11 protein-coding genes and 1 tRNA gene are annotated in these 18710 nt (G+C 46.0%); 2 read left to right on the top strand and 10 right to left on the bottom strand.

Annotation, left to right across the window (positions count from 1 at the left end; genetic code table 11):
* Positions 1-187: 187 nt before the first annotated feature.
* From ACX9NY_RS30070 to ACX9NY_RS30030, 9 genes are all read right to left on the bottom strand, one after another.
* Positions 188-775 carry a non-ribosomal peptide synthetase module gene (locus ACX9NY_RS30070; RefSeq protein ID WP_339237109.1) on the bottom strand — a complete coding sequence of 196 codons (588 nt, stop codon included), beginning with the start codon at positions 773-775 and terminating at the stop codon, positions 188-190.
* A gap of 267 nt (positions 776-1042) precedes the next feature.
* Positions 1043-1699, bottom strand: coding sequence for a ribosome biogenesis GTP-binding protein YihA/YsxC (gene yihA / locus ACX9NY_RS30065; RefSeq protein WP_339237111.1), 657 nt, complete (start codon positions 1697-1699; stop codon positions 1043-1045).
* Between the two features lie 156 nt (positions 1700-1855).
* Positions 1856-4195 (bottom strand): endopeptidase La, encoded by a 2340-nt coding sequence (lon, locus tag ACX9NY_RS30060; protein WP_339237113.1) that lies wholly within the window; start codon positions 4193-4195, stop codon positions 1856-1858.
* Between the two features lie 86 nt (positions 4196-4281).
* Positions 4282-6036, bottom strand: coding sequence for an ATP-dependent protease LonB (gene lonB, locus ACX9NY_RS30055; protein ID WP_339237116.1), 1755 nt, complete (start codon positions 6034-6036; stop codon positions 4282-4284).
* A 165-nt stretch (positions 6037-6201) separates the two neighbouring features.
* Positions 6202-7299 carry a flavodoxin-dependent (E)-4-hydroxy-3-methylbut-2-enyl-diphosphate synthase gene (gene ispG, locus ACX9NY_RS30050; protein WP_339237119.1) on the bottom strand — a complete coding sequence of 366 codons (1098 nt, stop codon included), beginning with the start codon at positions 7297-7299 and terminating at the stop codon, positions 6202-6204.
* 120 nt (positions 7300-7419) lie between these two features.
* A complete protein-coding gene (clpX, locus tag ACX9NY_RS30045; protein WP_253440333.1) occupies positions 7420-8673 on the bottom strand; it encodes an ATP-dependent protease ATP-binding subunit ClpX in 1254 nt (417 codons plus the stop codon).
* Positions 8674-8685: 12 nt separating this feature from the next.
* Entirely contained in the window at positions 8686-9276 is a 591-nt protein-coding gene (clpP, locus tag ACX9NY_RS30040) for an ATP-dependent Clp endopeptidase proteolytic subunit ClpP (protein ID WP_036605886.1), read from the bottom strand.
* A 379-nt stretch (positions 9277-9655) separates the two neighbouring features.
* Positions 9656-10996 carry a trigger factor gene (tig, locus tag ACX9NY_RS30035; protein ID WP_342570906.1) on the bottom strand — a complete coding sequence of 447 codons (1341 nt, stop codon included), beginning with the start codon at positions 10994-10996 and terminating at the stop codon, positions 9656-9658.
* Between the two features lie 138 nt (positions 10997-11134).
* Complete coding sequence (locus ACX9NY_RS30030) at positions 11135-12070, bottom strand: hypothetical protein (RefSeq protein ID WP_445252843.1); 936 nt, start codon at positions 12068-12070, stop codon at positions 11135-11137.
* A gap of 234 nt (positions 12071-12304) precedes the next feature.
* On the opposite strand from ACX9NY_RS30030, the gene ACX9NY_RS30025 reads away from it, so the two are divergent.
* Both ACX9NY_RS30025 and ACX9NY_RS30020 read left to right on the top strand, forming a co-directional pair.
* A tRNA-Arg gene (locus ACX9NY_RS30025) sits at positions 12305-12378 on the top strand.
* A 655-nt stretch (positions 12379-13033) separates the two neighbouring features.
* A complete protein-coding gene (locus tag ACX9NY_RS30020) occupies positions 13034-14263 on the top strand; it encodes a CynX/NimT family MFS transporter (RefSeq protein ID WP_339237125.1) in 1230 nt (409 codons plus the stop codon).
* 125 nt (positions 14264-14388) lie between these two features.
* On the opposite strand, the gene ACX9NY_RS30015 is transcribed toward ACX9NY_RS30020, so the two are convergent.
* On the bottom strand, positions 14389-18348 hold the full coding sequence (locus ACX9NY_RS30015) for a S8 family serine peptidase (RefSeq protein ID WP_472476637.1): 3960 nt from the start codon (positions 18346-18348) through the stop codon (positions 14389-14391).
* Positions 18349-18710: the final 362 nt, after the last annotated feature.

The following is an 18710-nucleotide window of genomic DNA, read 5'->3' as shown; positions in this document are numbered from 1 at the left end:
ATAACATTGAATCCGAGTGAAATCAACCCTTTTCCAGAAGATTGTAAAATAAATATTTTCACTTCCGGATGATTTGACCCTACAACAAAAAATCCCCCTGAAACCTCCGCATTGGCAAGTGCCAAGACCCGGAAGATACAAGGGAATTCATTACATTTTTATACGTGTATAGACATACACTTTCAGGTTAATAAGCTTCAAGCTCAAACAACCGTTTTTGATAACGAACAAGAGTCTCATCAATCTGATGAAGCTGATCAGCAGTCGCATCTTTTCTAGTGTCCAGCAGTGAATCAATCTCGGCATACACACGGTTGATTTCGCGTTCTACATCTCTGGCCAGGAACAGATGTTGCAATTCGAGCAACGTATTTTTGTATTCATAGATCACTCGGGTATTCTCCCCGGTTTTCTCCACAATTTTACGGACAGTGCCTTGAGCATAAACATACGTCATGGTGAACCCTTTATAGATTCGATGAACGACCCCGTCACCCTTAAAAGTCATAAAGAGCTTCCGGACAACATTGGTCAGATGCAGATTCACCAGGCGGCAAGATAACTCACAGATATAAAATCCTTCTATGCGGTCAAAAGGGAAATGAACCTCTTCTCCACTTACATCCCCCAGCACAACCTCCTGACATCCATTGTCCAACACCTTAACCCGATGATGGAGTCGGCCGTCTTCTGTCATGCGCAAAAACTGATGCATCTGGGGTTCTGACAATTTCATAGTGGCCTTAACATACTCTGTGGCTAACCGCTGAGCCATACAAATCTCCTCAATTCTTTCCCGATTGTTTTGCCTTCCTGCACTGTAGCAGTAATCTCAAAATTCTTCAGGCCGGCGAAGCCGGTGTTTTGGGTACTGTTGGCAATATGCACCTATGCTCATTATACACTACCTTAACGCTATATTTCTCCAGACCCAGATGATGAATTCTCACGAAATCCCATAAATAACCGGATTAATCTTGATCTCATCCAAGATTCACTTAACATGCTCACTTTCCCACACTAAAACTGTATACTATCTCGGTTATCCGTTAATTTCGTTGTTTTCTTCCTCTTCAGCAGTACCCTCTGCATCCAGCACTGGTGCATACTTATCTATGCGGGCATGGCGGGTAATGATGTCCCATAACTCCTCTTTCCCCAATCCCTCTTCGGATGAAAACGGCACAAACAAATCTCCTGAACGAAGACCCAGTGATTCCTTAATAACTTTGATATGTTTGGCTCTACGTGTTTTGGGAATCTTGTCCATCTTGGTTGCTACGACAACCAAAGGCAATCCATTGTGACGAAGCCATTCATTCATCATCTTATCTTCCTTGGATGGCTCATGTCTCATATCCACCATCTGCATAACCAGTTTCAATTCCTCGCGTCCGAGCAGGTATTTCTCCATCATTTTACCCCAGGCAAAGCGCTGCTCTTTGGAAACCTTGGCGTAACCATATCCCGGGAAATCGACGAAGTAGAGATCCTGATTAATTTTATAATAGTTCAGCTGCTGTGTTTTACCTGGTGTCGCACTCGTCCGAGCCAGATTTTTACGATTGATCAAACGGTTGATCAGGGAAGATTTCCCCACATTGGATCGACCCGCCAACGCAATCTCTGGCAGACCGTCCTCTGGGTATTGTTCAGGCCGAACGGCACTGATAATAAATTCAGATTGATTTACTTTCATATTGTATCTTTCCTCTCTTGAACGCCTTTGCTATGCATAACCTGTTGAAGTTATTATGCCATGGATTGTTCTATCATACCAAAAAAACCGTTCCAGCGGACGCCGAAGCCTCCGCAGAACGGTCTACTCTTCATACGAACCTTTCGGATACGTGGATTACAGGTGGATTCCTGCCTGCTCAACAAGCGCATGCTGCAATACCTGATCCATATGGGCGACCGGGACAAACTCCACATCTTCCTTGATGCTGTCTGGAATGTCACGCAGATCCCGTTCGTTATCCTTAGGCAATAATATTTTTTTATAACCTGCACGATGGGCTGCCAGTGATTTCTCTTTCAAACCACCAATTGGCAACACACGTCCACGCAATGTTATTTCACCAGTCATGGCGATATCCTTGGATACATGTTTGTTCGTCAGAGCTGAGATTAACGCTGTTGCCATCGTAATCCCGGCAGATGGACCATCCTTCGGAATCGCTCCTTCCGGAACGTGGATATGAATATCGTTCTTCTCATGGAAATCAGGCGCAATCCCAAGCTGCGTAGCTTTGGAACGTGTGTAACTGAATGCGGCTTGTGCCGATTCCTTCATGACATCCCCCAGTTTACCTGTAAGGGTCAATTTACCCGTTCCAGGCACAACAGTCACCTCAATGACAAGGGTATCTCCGCCAACTTCAGTCCACGCCAGACCCGTTACGGTACCAATCTGATCTTCCAGTTCGGCCATGCCATAACGGAACTTGCCAGGTCCAAGATAGTCTTTGATCTCATCTGATGTGATGTTAATCTGACCTTCCACACCAGACACGATATTCTTGGCAGCTTTCCGGCACAACGAAGCCATCTGCTGTTCCAGATTACGTACACCTGACTCCCGTGTATATTCACGAATTACACGCAACAACGCGTCATCCGGGATTTCCAGTTGCCCTTCTTCCAGACCATGGTCCTGCTTCTGTTTGGGCAACAAATAGTTTTTCGCAATTTGCAGCTTCTCCAGCTCCGTGTAACCAGGGATGTTGAGCATTTCCATCCGATCCAGCAATGGACGCGGAATATTGTGTACCGTATTGGCAGTTGTTACAAACATAACGTTGGATAAGTCAAACGGCAATTCTACAAAGTGATCACTAAACGTATTATTCTGTTCCGGATCAAGGACTTCAAGTAACGCTGCAGAAGGGTCTCCGCGGAAATCTGAAGCCATCTTATCAATCTCGTCGAGCAGGAATACCGGATTAAGTGAACCCGCCGTTTTCATTCCCTGAATGATACGACCAGGCATGGCTCCTACATAGGTGCGTCGGTGTCCACGAATCTCGGCTTCATCGCGCACGCCGCCAAGAGAGATTCTGACAAACTCCCGTCCCAGCGATCTCGCGATCGAACGGGCAAGTGATGTTTTACCGACCCCTGGAGGTCCAACTAGGCAGAGAATTGGCCCTTTAAGCTTCTTGACGAGCTTCTGGACCGCCAGATATTCAAGCACACGTTCTTTGGGCTTTTCCAATCCGTAATGATCTGCATTGAGCACATCCTCGGCTTTTTGGATATCCAGATCATCTGCTGTCATCTGGCTCCAAGGAAGGCCAAGCAGCCAATCCACATAGTTGCGGATGACTCCGCCCTCGGCTGAGCTTGCAGGCATTTTCTCCAGTCGATCAATTTCTTTCTCAACCTTTTCTTTCACCTTGTCCGGCAAGCCGAGTTCTTCCATCTGCGTGCGAAGTTCCTCAACCTCACCCGCTCGGCCTTCTTTTTCACCCAGTTCTTTCTGGATTGCTTTCATCTGCTCACGCAAATAATATTCCTTCTGCGTTTTCTCCATCTGTTTCTTCACACGTTGGCTGATCTTGCGTTCAAGCTCCAGCACTTCGCGCTCATTGTTCAGGATATCCAGCAATTTCTCCAGACGTTCCCGAACGTCGATGGTCTCCAGAATTTCCTGTTTATCCTTGATCTTCAAGGACAGGTGACTCGTGATGACATCGGCCAAACGCCCTGGTTCTTCAATGTCAGACACCGCAGCAAGTGTCTCTGGTGTCACTTTTTTGGACAGATTAATATAATTCTCGAACTGGTTCAGAACGGTACGCATCAAGGCATCCGTCTCCGGATGGGTATTCTCCTCTTCAGGCAGCTCTTTTGCCAGTACTTCATAATATTCCTCGTTGTCCGTATATTCAATAATTTCAGCCCGTTCCAAGCCTTCCACGAGTACACGAATCGTACCATTCGGAAGCTTCAGCATCTGTCTGACCTTGGCCACGGTTCCGATTCTGAAAATGTCTTCTTGTGTTGGTTCTTCAATATTTACTTCGGCTTGGGAACATAGGAGAATCAGATGTTCTTCTACCATCGCTTTTTCTAAAGCCTTGACCGATTTCTCCCGGCCCACATCGAGATGCAGTACCATACTCGGGTAGACGAGAAGTCCTCTTAAAGGCAGTAAAGGAAAACGACGACCTTTCGCTTTGCTCGGTCCCATCGCTTTCGCACCTCCAATGGCTCTCAGGTTGTAGTCATTCATTATTCTATCAAATGTTCACATAAAAAACCAATGAAGGGAAGCGTTTAGCAGCTTCCCGAATCTGTAACCTGTCCTGGACGAGGCACGTCAGCACGCAAATAGGAAGCAGATGCCGGTGGAAAAATCTCCGGTGCAGGGGTAACTGTCTCCTCTGCAAGCTTCGTCTGTTCCAGCTGTTGTTCCGGAACCCAGGCGAACACTTCACGGAATACGTCCTGTACCGTATCTACCGGAATAACGCGCAAGCCATCCAAGTTCTCGAAAATGGACTGCCAGTTCTCGGCGGGAATAATAACCGTCTTCGCTCCCGCCTGAAAAGCAGCCTCCACCTTGGCCAGCACGCCACCAATTGGCTTGACCCGACCATGAATACTGATCTCGCCAGTCATCGCTGTCTCATGATCCACAGGACGTCCCTGAATGGCTGATGTAATGGCAGTCGCCATGGCAATTCCGGCTGATGGACCATCAATAGGCGTCCCACCTGGGAAATTCACGTGTAAATCGTAATCATTCGGACGAATACCCATGGCTTTTAATACGGTTAACACATTTTCAACCGAGCCTTTAGCCATACTTTTCCGCCGGAGTGTACGCGAACCGCCTCCAATCTCTTCTTCATCCACAACGCCTGTGATGTTAATTCGGCCTTGATCTTTAAGAGCCGGAACAGCAGACACTTCAATTTCCAAAATGGTTCCCATATTCGGTCCGTATACCGCCAAGCCGTTAACAAACCCCACCTGAGGCTGTGAAGGGACCTTTCGGTCAGGCCGTGGCTGAATCTGACTGCTACCAGCCACCCACTCTACATCGGAAGCTTGAAGCGTCTCACGCTTCTCTGTCAGCGCAAGTCCAGCAGCCAGCTGGATGATATTGACCGCTTCACGTCCGTTGGTTGCATATCGCTTGACCACCTCAACGGCTTCCGGACACGGACTGAACCCTATTTTCTGGACAGCATCTTCTGCAATTCGTCCAATCTCTTCAGGCAACAAAGGACGGAAATAAACTTCCATGCAGCGCGAACGCAAGGCCGGTGGCAGTTCATGAGGGGAACGTGTCGTTGCTCCAACAAGGCGGAAATCGGCTGGCAGGCCATTTTGAAAAATATCGTGGATATAAGCAGGAGTATGCGTGTCTTCCGAGTTATAGTACGCACTCTCCAAAAACACCTTGCGATCCTCCAACACTTTCAACAGCTTATTCATCTGAATCGAATGCAATTCACCAATTTCATCAATAAAAAGCATTCCCCCATGCGCTTTGGTCACAGCCCCCGGTTTCGGTTGGGGAATACCTGCAACGCCCATGGCTCCTGCTCCCTGATATATCGGATCATGAACCGAACCAATTAAGGGGTCCGCAATACCACGCTCATCAAAACGGGCTGTTGTTGCATCCAGCTCGGTGAATTTCGCGTCTGGTTTGAAAGGGGAAGACGGATTCTTCTTCGCCTCTTCCAGCACAACCCTTGCGGCAGCTGTCTTCCCGACTCCGGGAGGGCCATAAATGATAACATGTTGCGGATTCGCACTGCATAATGCAGCTTTAAGGGCACGAAGCCCATCTTTTTGCCCAACAATATCATTAATGGTAGCTGGACGCGTCTTCTCCGACAGCGGCTTGGTGAGTGAGATCGAGCGCAGCTTGCGCAGTTTCTCCAGTTCCTTGCGAGATTCACGCTCAACAGCACTGCGGTTGGTTTTCTGGCCACGCAGCAGGTTCCAGAAATACAAACCAATCACCACTCCAAAAAATAACTGAATCAACATTATGAACATTCCGAAATCACCCATGTCTCAACATCCTCCTTCTGTCCCTATTCTCATATGAGATCATGCTAATACTTGGTAGTATAGCCTTTTCAACGAGACGTAAACGGGCAATGCGGAATTTGTAGACGAGAATATAAAAAGCTCGCCATTGCTGGCGAGCTTTTGTTGTGACAGGATATGAATCAATCAGTGCGAACGACCAGGAATAACACCTGTCTCTTCGTAAGCTTCGACGATTTTGTCGATCTCTTTTTTCAATTCCTCAACCATGATTTCTTCAGGCACTTTACGGATCATCTTGCCATGACGGAACAAGAGACCTTCTCCACGAGCACCAGCAATCCCGATATCCGCTTCTTTGGCCTCACCTGGACCATTAACCGCACAACCCAATACCGATACTTTAATCGGCACCTTAAGTTTGGAGATATACTCTTCCACTTCGTTGGCAATGGAGAACAGGTCGATATCCAAACGTCCACATGTTGGGCAGGAAATCAAAGTAGCTGCATTTGTAATCAGTCCAAATGTTTTGAGCAGATCACGAGCAACCTTGATTTCTTCTACCGGGTCCGCACTCAGTGAGATCCGCATCGTAGAACCAATACCCATGGACAACAAGGCTCCCATACCTGCAGAGCTTTTGATCGTACCAGAGAACAGGGTACCTGCTTCGGTAATCCCGAGGTGCAGCGGATACGGAATAATCTGAGCTGCTTTGGTATACGCCTCAATGGCCATCGGCACATCCGATGCTTTGAGTGACACGATGATATCGTGGAAATCAAGCTCTTCCAGAATACCAATGTGATACAATGCACTTTCTACCATAGCATCAGCCGTAGGATACCCATACTTCTCAAGAAGGTGGTTTTCCAGAGACCCCGCATTTACCCCGATCCGAATTGGAATACCGCGTTCTTTACATGCTTTCACGACTTCTTCCACTTTGGAACGTTTACCGATGTTACCTGGATTAATCCGTACTTTATCAATACCGTTCTCAATCGCAAGCAAAGCCAGCTTATAGTTAAAATGAATGTCCGCTACGAGCGGTATATTAATGCGTTTTTTGATTTCCTTGATGGCTGCGGCAGCTTCCTCGTTATTCACCGTGACACGTACCACTTGACAGCCCGCTTCTTCCAGTCGCAGAATCTCTGCAACCGTTGCTTCAACATCTGCCGTTTTGGTTGTACACATACTTTGGATAATGACTTCGTTACTGCCACCGATCGTTACGTTTCCCACTTTCACGGGACGTGTATCCTGTCTTAAATACATGAGTGATTTCTCTCCCCACAACGTCAAAGCTCCACCCTGACAGAGACATGAATTCGCCTTCTGCCAAAGTGGAGAACTGACAAGTCTATATTTCAGAGTTCAACGGGATTCAGGCCTTCATTAGGCGCTTTCTTCCTGCTTATCGTCCTTCGATTGGCTTAGTTCAGGCACAACTCTTTTCTCAACTACTTCTTCGGTAATGACACAATTCGTAACATCTTCACGTGAAGGCACTTCATACATGATTTCAAGCATGATCCCTTCAATGATGGCACGTAATCCACGTGCACCTGTGTTACGTTTAATTGCTTCTTTGGCAATCGCAAGCAATGCAGCTGGTTCAAATACCAGATTCACATTATCCAGCTCAAGCAATTTTTGGTACTGTTTGGTAAGCGCATTTTTTGGTTCGGAAAGAATCCGTACCAACGTATCTTCATCCAGCGGCTCCAAAGTGGAGATGACTGGCAGACGGCCTACAAACTCCGGAATCAGACCAAATTTCAGCAAATCTTCCGGCAATACCATGCCCAGGTATTCGCCTGGTTTCAGATCTTTTTGCTCAGAAACGGTATTGAAGCCAATGACTTTTTTACCGATCCGGCGTTTGATCATTTGCTCCAGGCCATCAAAGGCACCGCCGCAGATGAACAGAATGTTCGTTGTATCGATCTGAATGAATTCTTGATGAGGATGTTTACGACCACCTTGTGGTGGTACAGAAGCCACAGTTCCTTCAAGAATTTTCAAGAGAGCCTGCTGCACACCTTCGCCCGAGACATCACGAGTGATGGATGGGTTTTCGGATTTACGCGCTACTTTATCAATCTCATCGATATAAATAATGCCACGCTCTGCTTTTTCCACATCATAATCAGCAGCCTGGATCAGTTTGAGCAGGATGTTCTCTACATCCTCACCTACATAACCTGCTTCTGTTAATGACGTAGCATCCGCAATCGCAAAAGGTACATTCAAAATTTTTGCCATCGTTTGTGCAAGCAACGTTTTACCAGAACCTGTAGGTCCTAACAGCAAAATGTTACTCTTCGACAATTCAACGTCTTCGATCTTGCTTTGGGTGTTGATCCGTTTGTAGTGATTATACACCGCAACAGACAATGATTTTTTCGCTTGTTCCTGTCCAATAACATATTGATCCAGAATATTACGAATTTCTTTTGGTTTTGGAATATCTTTGAGGTCTATTTCTTCATCATGACCGAGTTCTTCCTCAACGATTTCGGTGCAAAGTTCGATACATTCATCACAAATGTACACGCCTGGTCCAGCGACCAGCTTACGTACCTGCTCCTGAGATTTACCGCAAAAAGAGCATTTCAGTTGCCCTTTCTCATCGTTAAATTTAAACATGAAACCACCCCTTTAGGAATTGATCGGTCTACTGAGCACCTGGTCAATAATGCCGTACGTCTTAGCTTCTTCAGCGCTCATGAAGAAGTCACGGTCTGTATCCCGCTCAATTTTCTCAAGAGGTTGACCCGTACGATCGACGTATATTTGATTCAGTTTCTGACGTGTTTTAATAATCCATTCTGCGTGTATCTTAATATCCGCAGCCTGTCCTTGAATACCGCCAAGTGGCTGATGAATCATTACTTCACTGTTCGTCAGCGCATATCTCTTGCCAGGTGCACCGGCTGTTAGCAATAACGAGCCCATGCTTGCTGCCATCCCTACGCAAATGGTAGATACATCCGGCTTGATAAATTGCATCGTATCGTATATACCCATCCCTGCGGTGACAGAACCACCAGGTGAGTTAATGTACAAGCTGATATCCTTTTCAGGATCGTCGGCTGCCAAAAACAAAAGCTGTGCTATGACAAGATTGGCTACATCGTCATCAATCGCACTGGTTAGAAAGATAATGCGATCTTTCAGCAAACGTGAATATATATCGTAAGACCGCTCGCCTCGATTGGTTTGTTCTATAACCATTGGCACCAGACTCATGAGACCAACCTCTTTTCTACATGTAATTAGACATAGGCCACCTGTAAAGCAAACCCAAATTCATTCTAACACTTTCCTGTGACAATGTCATTTTTCACAAGAGGGGTCAGATATCAGTTTGATTACTTTTTTAGCCTGATCATATTTAACCATGTTTTCTATGTATGTGCAAATTGAAGCCATCCTATGCCGTCTTGCCGTTTTTTATTTGCTTGAAGTACATAGGTATGTAAAAAGTGTACACAGATCAGTAAAATTAGTTTACATCCATATAATTACTTCATTTTCTATAAAATGGATGTAATAATTTAAAAATAAGGCACGCAATAATTCACGTGCCTTATCGTTTATTCAACTGACAAGTTGATCACAGCTTGTCTTATTTTTCGTCAGCTTCTGCAACAACTTCTTCAGCCGGAGCTTCAACTGGTTCAACAACTGTGCTGTTCTCAACAAGAACGTCAATCGTTTTACGCAGTTTCACTTCATCGCGAAGGCTGTCCAGGGAACCATTACCTTCGAGGATGCCACGGATCTCTTCAGCAGGACGCTTGTAAGATTCAGCCATTTTCTCGAGTTCTTGATTCACTTCTTCATCAGATACTTCAATGTTCTCCGCTTTACCTACAGCTTCAAGCACCAGGTTGTTGCGAACACGTTTGGAAGCATCTTCTTGCATTTGTCCTCTCAGGTCAGCTTGAGTCTGGCCAGAGAAGCTCAGGAACATTTCAAGGTTCATACCTTGGTTACGCAGACGGTTGTCGAAATCACGCATCATGTTTTGTACTTCGCTGTCAACCATTGCAGCCGGAATGTCCACTTCAGCGTTCTCAGCCACTTTTTCTACAACTGCATTTTCTTGTGCAGCTTTGGCTTCGTCTGCTTTACGGGATTCCAATTGTGTTTTCAGGTCAGCTTTGTACTCTTCAAGCGTGTCAAATTCGCTAACATCTTTAGCAAACTCATCATCCAATGCAGGAAGCTGTTTGCGCTTGATTTCGTGAATTTTCACTTTGAATACCGCTTGTTTGCCAGCAAGTTCTGCTGCATGGTAGCTCTCTGGGAAAGTCACTTCAACGTCTTTGAAGTCACCTGTGGACAGACCCACAACTTGCTCTTCAAATCCAGGAATGAATGTGTTGGAACCCAGTTCCAGGGAATAACGCTCAGCTTGTCCACCTTCGAAAGGTACACCATCAACGGAACCGTCGAAGTCGATTACTGCAACGTCGCCGTTAGCAGCGGAACCTTCGTCAAGTACAACGAGTTCAGCGTGACGTTGTTGAAGACGCTCAAGTTCTTCATTCACGTCTGCTTCAGTTACTTCACCTTTTGCTACAGCAACTTCGATTCCTTTGTACTCACCCAGAGTCACTTCAGGTTTCACAGTTACTTTCGCTTTGAACTTGAATGTTTGTCCTTTAGCGAATTGTTCAACATCTACGTCAGGACGATCAACCGGGAAGATATCCGTTTGGTCGATTGCTTCTGTATAAGCTTCAGGAAGCAAAATGTCGATTGCTTCTTGATAAAGACTCTCTACACCAAAACGTGCTTCGAAGATGGAACGTGGTACTTTACCTTTACGGAATCCAGGTACGTTTGCTTGTTTAACCACTTTATTAAAAGCTTTGTCGAGTGCTGCGGTTACACGATCCGCATCCACTTCAACCTCAAGAACCCCAAGGTTCTTCTCTATCTTTTCCCAAGTTGCTTTCATTGTATACTTTCCCCTCCAAAATTCACATGTTCACGTAGGCAATCACGTACAAAATAACCATTTTAGTATAAACAAGATTAGATTCTTTTTCAAGGGGAATCCCTTGATAGAGTTTAAGGAAAACGTTTCCGGCCTCGATTACCCGTCCAAACCGGCAGATACAAACTGTTTCATGGAACGATAAGCCTGCTCGAGTCGAAAGCGCATCGCCCCTGTCACAGCATACATTGAGCGTGTATTCTCCTCATCATGCGAACCACCTAGACTGTCTGCAACGGTCATATGTAGGGCTGCTGCCCATATATCTGTCATGGAATCATTTTCTTCCAGCATCGATATATAATCGCGGGTTCCATACACCGCCATGACATATTGTATCCACAGTTCCTGGGCAAAGTAAAAGAGCGTAGGTTCGTGAACCTCCGTCTGATCTGCCACTCGTTCCAGAATCTGAACAATTTGAAGCGGGAATTCCTCTGGTTTAAGAGGCACCGTATCGATCTCGACTTCAACCTGCTCTTCGCCTCTCGTAAACTGGATCATACCTTGAACACCTCGGCGACGCAAGGTTTGCAACACCCGAAATTGAAGCAAAGGGTGAAGCGTCTTGTCTTTTAACCAATGGGTAAGTGCCTCGTCAATCTTCGGTAGATCCAGATAGGCCAGCTGCTCCAAGGCCAGCATCGTCTGTTCGGATAGCGGCTCCTCCATTACAGTACGAAGCATCTTATCTGCATATCCATCATCCTGTTCAAGCTTCATTCGAGCATGATGCCGTGCCATGTCATCCTCACTGATCTCTTCTTCCTCTTCCCGTTCTTCAAGAATGGCAGGCGAGGTTTCTTCATATTGAGGGAACGCCGCCTGAAGCCATTCGAGCAGGGCCCGCCATTCATCATAATGGCGCTCTTCCTGTCCCTGACATTGCAGCAAAAAGTGAAGCAATTTCATCGCTTCACCATACCGTTCATTTTCAAGCATAACTGTCAATTGAATCTGGTAATAGTCCAGCGTCTTAGGAAACAGCACAATATTGTTGTTATGCTCGGTTTCCGGGGTCGTGGATTCCTTAATGGGAGCACCTCCTCTATATCCTGAATCTCCAGTTGGAATCAACTTAAATAGATGTATATATTAAAACGAATGTCGATCTATTTTTTGAGTTCTCCTGATATTCTAACATAACCGTAAATATAATGAAAAAAACGTTACTGCCGCCAAATATCATATACGAAAAACAGATTAAAATAAAATGCTTGATATTCCTGTATGCATATGATAAAATCAATTTTGCTTGAAAAAATTCATGTCTCAGTAGCTCAGCTGGATAGAGCAACGCCCTTCTAAGGCGTCGGTCGGGGGTTCGAATCCCTCCTGGGACGTAAAAAAAGAGAACTTCCTTCGGGAAGTTTTTTTGCGTTCTGGGGATGAGAACCCCAACGGTTCGTCGAAGCATTCGCTTCGGTAGCAGCACTTCGCAGTCTCGACTGCAAGGAGAGTATCCCTCCTGGGACGTAAAAAAGAGAACTTCCTTCGGGAAGTTTTTTTTGCGTTTTGGGGATGAGAACCCCAACGGTTCGTCGGGAAGCATTCGCTTCGTTACATATCTATGTCGCTTCATCAAAATGTTTGCATTAGCTCATTCCATGGGTCACCATTTCTTAATATCGTTGTTAGTATCGAAGATCTAACGAACCTAGGACACTTTATTAGACCCAATTTCAGCATCATGGAGTTCTAACGAATTTTAGAGAGCTTATTTCACCATTCCGGCGGATTAACTCACTCAGATTGCAGTAGATTACTTGATTAACGTTGCTGAGGCTCATTAGAATCTGCGCATAGCGGTTATCCATTACTATAAGACCTCTGCGATTCGTTAGAGGTTTGTCAGGACCATGATCGTCAGAGCTCCGCATTCTTGTGGGTGCTTTTTTCATTTCATTGCTCAATATTGACACGGAATGTTATGCTTGCGAAGTGGATAATGTAACAATCCATACATATCAACTTCATAGAAAACAGGAGATTTTATCAATGTCATCTTCAATACAGCAGCACTCGTCCCTCCATGCCGAGGAAGAACATTCTTCGACATCCAAAAGATTCGGCCTGTTATTAGCAGGCATTATCGTTATCGCCGCTACCATGAGGTCACCGATCACAGCAACCGGACCTGTAGTGGAGATGATCCGCTCAGATACAGGTATCGGCCATACGATGGCCGGGCTTCTGACCTCACTACCTTTGCTCGCCTTTGCAGCAGTCTCTCCTTTTGCACCACGTCTTGCCAAACGGTTAGGACTCGAATCTGCTCTGCTATTGGCTGTTATCATTGTGACCATCGGAGTGGCATTACGCTTGTTGCCTTCCGTTCTCTCTTTATATACCGGAACCGCAATATTGGGATGCGGCATTGCATTAAGCAACGTGCTTTTGCCAAGTTTGATCAAACGTGATTTTCCATTGCGGGTGGGGATCGTTACCGGATTATATTCTGTATCCATGAACATTTTTGGCGCCATCGCCTCAGGCGTGAGCGTGCCCCTAGCCGGATCTACATCTATGGGTTGGCGCGCTTCGTTAGGTATGTGGGCCCTGTTGTCCATACTTGCGCTTCTCTTGTGGCTCCCCCAGATCGCAGCAGGACGCAAGCAGATGTTATATGTTACCTCCCAGAGCGAAGGGACACCCGTGCGTCTAAGGACCTCTACACTAGCCTGGTTCATTACTTTATTTATGGGTCTGCAATCTCTAATATTCTATACGACGATTACCTGGCTACCCGAAATTCTCGCCGAGCAAGGGTTCAGCCCCACTTCAGCAGGGTGGATGCTCTCCTTGATGCAGATGGTTAGTGTACCGGCTACCTTTATCGTTCCGATCCTGGCCGGCCGAACGCAGAATCAGCGTGTTCTAACCACGATAACGTGCTCTTCATTAATTGTCGGGTATGCATTATTGCTAAGTGGCATCGCTTCGCTCGTTACCATCGGTGTCACATTGGCCGGAATCGGTGCCGGAGCTTCGTTTGGACTGGTAACCATGTTCTTCGTCCTTCGCTCAAAAGATGCCAGACAAGCTGCCAGCCTGTCCGGTATGGCCCAGTCCTTCGGATATATGCTGGCGGCAGTGGGACCTCTACTGTTCGGCATGCTTCATGACTGGACAAAAGGATGGACCCTTCCGTTGCTCATTCAGGTCATTCTGGCCATTGCTTTATTAATCGCAGGGCTTCAAGCCAGTAAAAATCGGATGATCGGTTAGTCATACCATTCATTAACAAAAAATAAATTAAAACAAAACGGCCTCTATCCTCGAAAATCAGGATGGAGGCCGTTTATGCTAGAACAATTCCTTCATTAGTTTACTCAGTTTCAATGAGGAAGAACTCACTTCACTTTTACCTTAATCGTGTCTGTGCTGGTAACTCCAGCTGCGTTAATTAACTCGGCCCGATACGTATACGTACCCGATGCTTTGCCGGACAGTTTAGTCACAGCACTTTGCGCAAGAGGTGATACCGCACGGAGTTCTTGCGTGTCGATCAACTTATCATTCTCATAGAGACGATACTCGGTAGCATTGGTCCCCCACCACAGGTTCATGGTCACCTTATAATTGCCATCGCCGTCCCAGTTATCCTGAGATAGAACTGCTTTGCCTGGCGCTGCGTTGGTAACCTTAACAGTCAACGTCTGACTCCGCGTTGTTCCCTTGTCGTTAGTGAGCTCAGCCACGTACGTATATGTGCCATTGGCTTTGCCTGTGATTTTCGTCTGAGCAAACTGCGCCCAAGGCGCGTTATAAGTCAACTTCTGCGTATCAATTAGAACCCCGTCCTCATATAACTTGTAGCTAGTTCCGTTCTCGCCCCACCATAGGTTCATGGAAACGATATACGAACCCTCTGGCAGGCCGTTACCTATCCAGTTATTGTGAGACAATACAGGTGTACCCGGAGCCTTGGTAGCTGGAGTTTCAGGTTCGGTCTCCACAGCTTCCAACTTCAGTACTGTATTGGCTTTACCCGAAAGCCCCTGTTGGTCTTTTACCGTAAGTTCAACGGCATACTCACCTGCGTCTATTCCTTGCAAAGGAAGGCTAAAGGTGCCATCAGCTTGTACCTCAAAGCCTCCCTCTTTATAAACCGAACCATCTTCTTTACTCACAACATACGTTGCTTCCAGGGAAGCTGCCGCATCAAAAGCAATGTCCCATCCGCTGGCAAGCGCAGGCGCAACACGGAAGTACAAATCTTCCACGCTACCATTAAGGACAGCAGACTCATCCGCTTTGAACTCCAATGTTTCTGGTGCAGTTACAGCCGGAGCTGTCTTTTTCACCAAAAATGGCGAAGTGTCTTCCTTATAGGTTTTGCCGTCCGTTCCAATAGTAGTGATATCAACGGTGTATAAACCATCCGGAATCTCTGTCACTTCATCGGTTGTGTAATCCGCATATGTGCCATCCCAGGCAAGATTATATCTTGCGTTAGCATTGAAATTATAATAGTTACCGAAAATGGAACCGATATAACCATCTTGATAATATCCACCTTCCGGATTAAGACCATCAAAAATCTCAATCAGGGCGAATGTCATCGGATTGTAGAATTCCATCGCTACATTAAGCGTATCCAATGTACCATCAGCCTTCAATGGATAGTGGAAAGGATTTTTTTCAGTGCCTTTTACGGTTTCAATATATTTAACTCCACTCAACGTAACGTTGAAATGAGCAACATATGGCACAGTAAATGTATTGGTTCCGTTCGAGAACTCAATGTATCCTTGTGCTTCTGTAGTCGCAGTAACCCCTCGTGGAACGGTAATTGTCACTGCAAGCTCTTCCTCACCATTCAGTGTGAAGGAACTCTTGTCTACCGCAACGGATACACCAGCAACATTACGAGTTGGATTCACATTTACAGTGTAATCCCCTCCACTGCCATTCCGCGCTTCAACTTTAATCGTTTTGGTAATCGTCTTTTCATCTGTGCTCAGGAAATTACCGTAGTTGATGCTTCCGGTGATATTCTCCTTTTCAACAACAGCGCCACTTTCGGTATATTGAGTTACATCAAGCACTTTGACAAAAGCAGCAGGATCAATAGTATTCACTGCTTGAATACGGCCAGCACCTTGATCAAATACATCAAATTGGGTTGTATCCAACACTTTACTATTGTTCATCAGCGCCACTTTGATATCAAATGGCGTCCAGTCCGGATGCTTCTCAATCAACAGTGCAACCAACCCTGCTACATGAGGTGTAGCCATACTTGTACCTGATTTACGGTCATAAGCTTGTGCGTAATCTGCGTCTGGCTCATCCTTGCCGTAGGCAGGAATCGTAGACAGAATGCTTGTACCTGGTGCAACAATATCCGGTTTGATGTCCAGTGTTACCTTGGCAGGTCCGCGTGAACTGGATGAATTCATTTCATCACCCGGCGTTTGGCTGCGTTCAAAATCACTAAAGCTCACTTCAACGGCTTGGCCTGCGTCCAACTCAGCCTTGATAACCTCTCCATCTTCCTTGGACATGCTCAGTGTTGGAATGAGTTCAAAGTTATCTCCCAGACTTACACCGATTGGGCCCGGAATGTTGTTATATACAATAACAGCCACGGCCCCAGCCGCTTTGGCATTGGCGATTTTCTCTACAAATGCGAGTTCACCACGTTGTATTAATGCCACTTTGCCTGTAAAATCCTTACCTTCAAAATCAGTGGGCTTACCCAGTGCTGCAAATTCAAGCTCATATTTCCCAGTCAAAACAGTCTCAGGGTCTGCTGACAGGCTCCATCCCATCACATCCAAACGGTAAACCGACTCTGTAACAGCCAGTGGAGCTTCAGTTGGAGCAATTACAGGCTCTTCTTCCACAGGAGCAGCTTCAGGAGAAGCTTCAACTGGTGCAGAAGGTGATGCAGATGGCGTATTTTCTTCAGTTGCAGCCTCTTCTACATTCGAAACTCCAGCTTCGTCAGAAACCACATCCTCCACAGCTGCTGCACTATCTTCAGTAGCAGTTGCGGGTACACCTTGCTCCGAACCTTCAGGCTCTTCTGTTCCAGATGCCGTCCCCAGTTCAGGAGATGATTCAACCTCTGGCACCGGTTGTTGCTCAGGCAGAGTCTCTTCGCCTTCCTCACCAATCCAGAAGTGAGTATCCGCTGTAATAAGCTGGCTAGGGCCCGTGGAGTTACCTACAGTGATGGCCATGGCAGATGCCCCCGGAGAACCGAGTGTATAGCGGTTCGGTCCGTCATTGCCACTGGCAACTACTGCTGTCACACCAGACAGCATCGCATTATTCAGGGCTACCGAGGTAATATAACTTGGATCGTTAGCGGCATTCCCCAAAGAGAGATTAATTATATCCATGCCATCTTCAACGGAACGATCAATTCCGCCGAGCACCCATGAGGTTTGACCACTACCATACGGCCCAAGTACACGGTATGCATAGATATCTGCTTCAGGAGCAACGCCAACAATCCCGTAATCCCCTGCTTCACGAGCAGCAATGGTACCAGCTACGTGCGTACCGTGGGATGTGTAAAAGGCACTTCCCCTTTCGTTAAACTCAGGTTCCCCTGAACTTTTCCATTCCTGATATGTCGCTTCATACGGATCATTGTCGTTACCAACAAAGTCCCATCCGCCTTTGTAAGCTTCCTGCAAATTAGGATGCTCATAGTCAATCCCTGTATCGATGACACCCACTTTGATGCCATTTCCTTTGTAACCTAGATCCCATACTTCAGGTGCACCAATAAAAGGCGCCGTGTCTTTCATGTACGGGTTCACTTCATCGGTCTCAGGCGCTATTGTAACTTCAAGGTCAGGATATACGCTGACCACGCCAGGTATTTGAAGCAATTGTCCCACTTGGTTTCCTTTAAGCTCAATCGCTACACCATTTAGGGCATATGCATACTCTTCCAATACTTCATGTTTGATTTTCTTCTGAGTGAGGCTATGTACAAATGACTGTTGTTGTTGCTCAACTTGAGTCACAGCCTTTGTTTCCATAGAGGAGGTAAAAGATTTTCCGGAGAGGGTTGATTCACCTTGCGCTACTGCAACAGGTTTAGTGGAAAGCTCAACGATCACTCGGGTGTTCTCTCCACCCAGCCCTTCCAGGCTTTTATCCAAAAATGGATCTGCGGCAAGTTTGGCTTCCCGTCCTGCAAGAATTTCTCTCCATTGTTTGGCTTCGGCTGTACTCGGTAAGTTTTCAAGCTGAATAAATGAATCTGCGGGAGCGGCTCCAGCCGCGGGGAGAATAATGGAAAAGACCATCAGAACACTTAATAACGTGGATATCAATCGTTTACTCAAGGCTTTGCCCCTCCTTTTAAATGTGAATACCTCACCAAATGATGGGTTCCTGCTGTTTGTGCGTACTGCAATACGCACTCCAATTTCACCACCTATCTGCAAGAAGATTGACCCTTGGTAAATTATTCTATCAAAATACCACATTTTCCTTCTAAATACTTACATAAATGATATAAAAATTACTTATATGGGTCTTGAGTATGATAAAAATATCTACTTGTAATTATTTGTCGTTCGAATATTTTATTTTTAAAATAATGCATCAAAAAAAAGACCAAGCGCCTCTTTGTCAGCAAGAGAATCTTGGTATATGGTAAAGTTATTTAGTGTACAAAGCATAAAATCAATTCGGTTAACATCGA

The organism is Paenibacillus sp. CB74, from assembly GCF_055687625.1.
The sequence above is the reverse complement of the archived record's forward strand: the minus strand, read 5'-3'. Positions and strand labels throughout refer to the sequence as shown.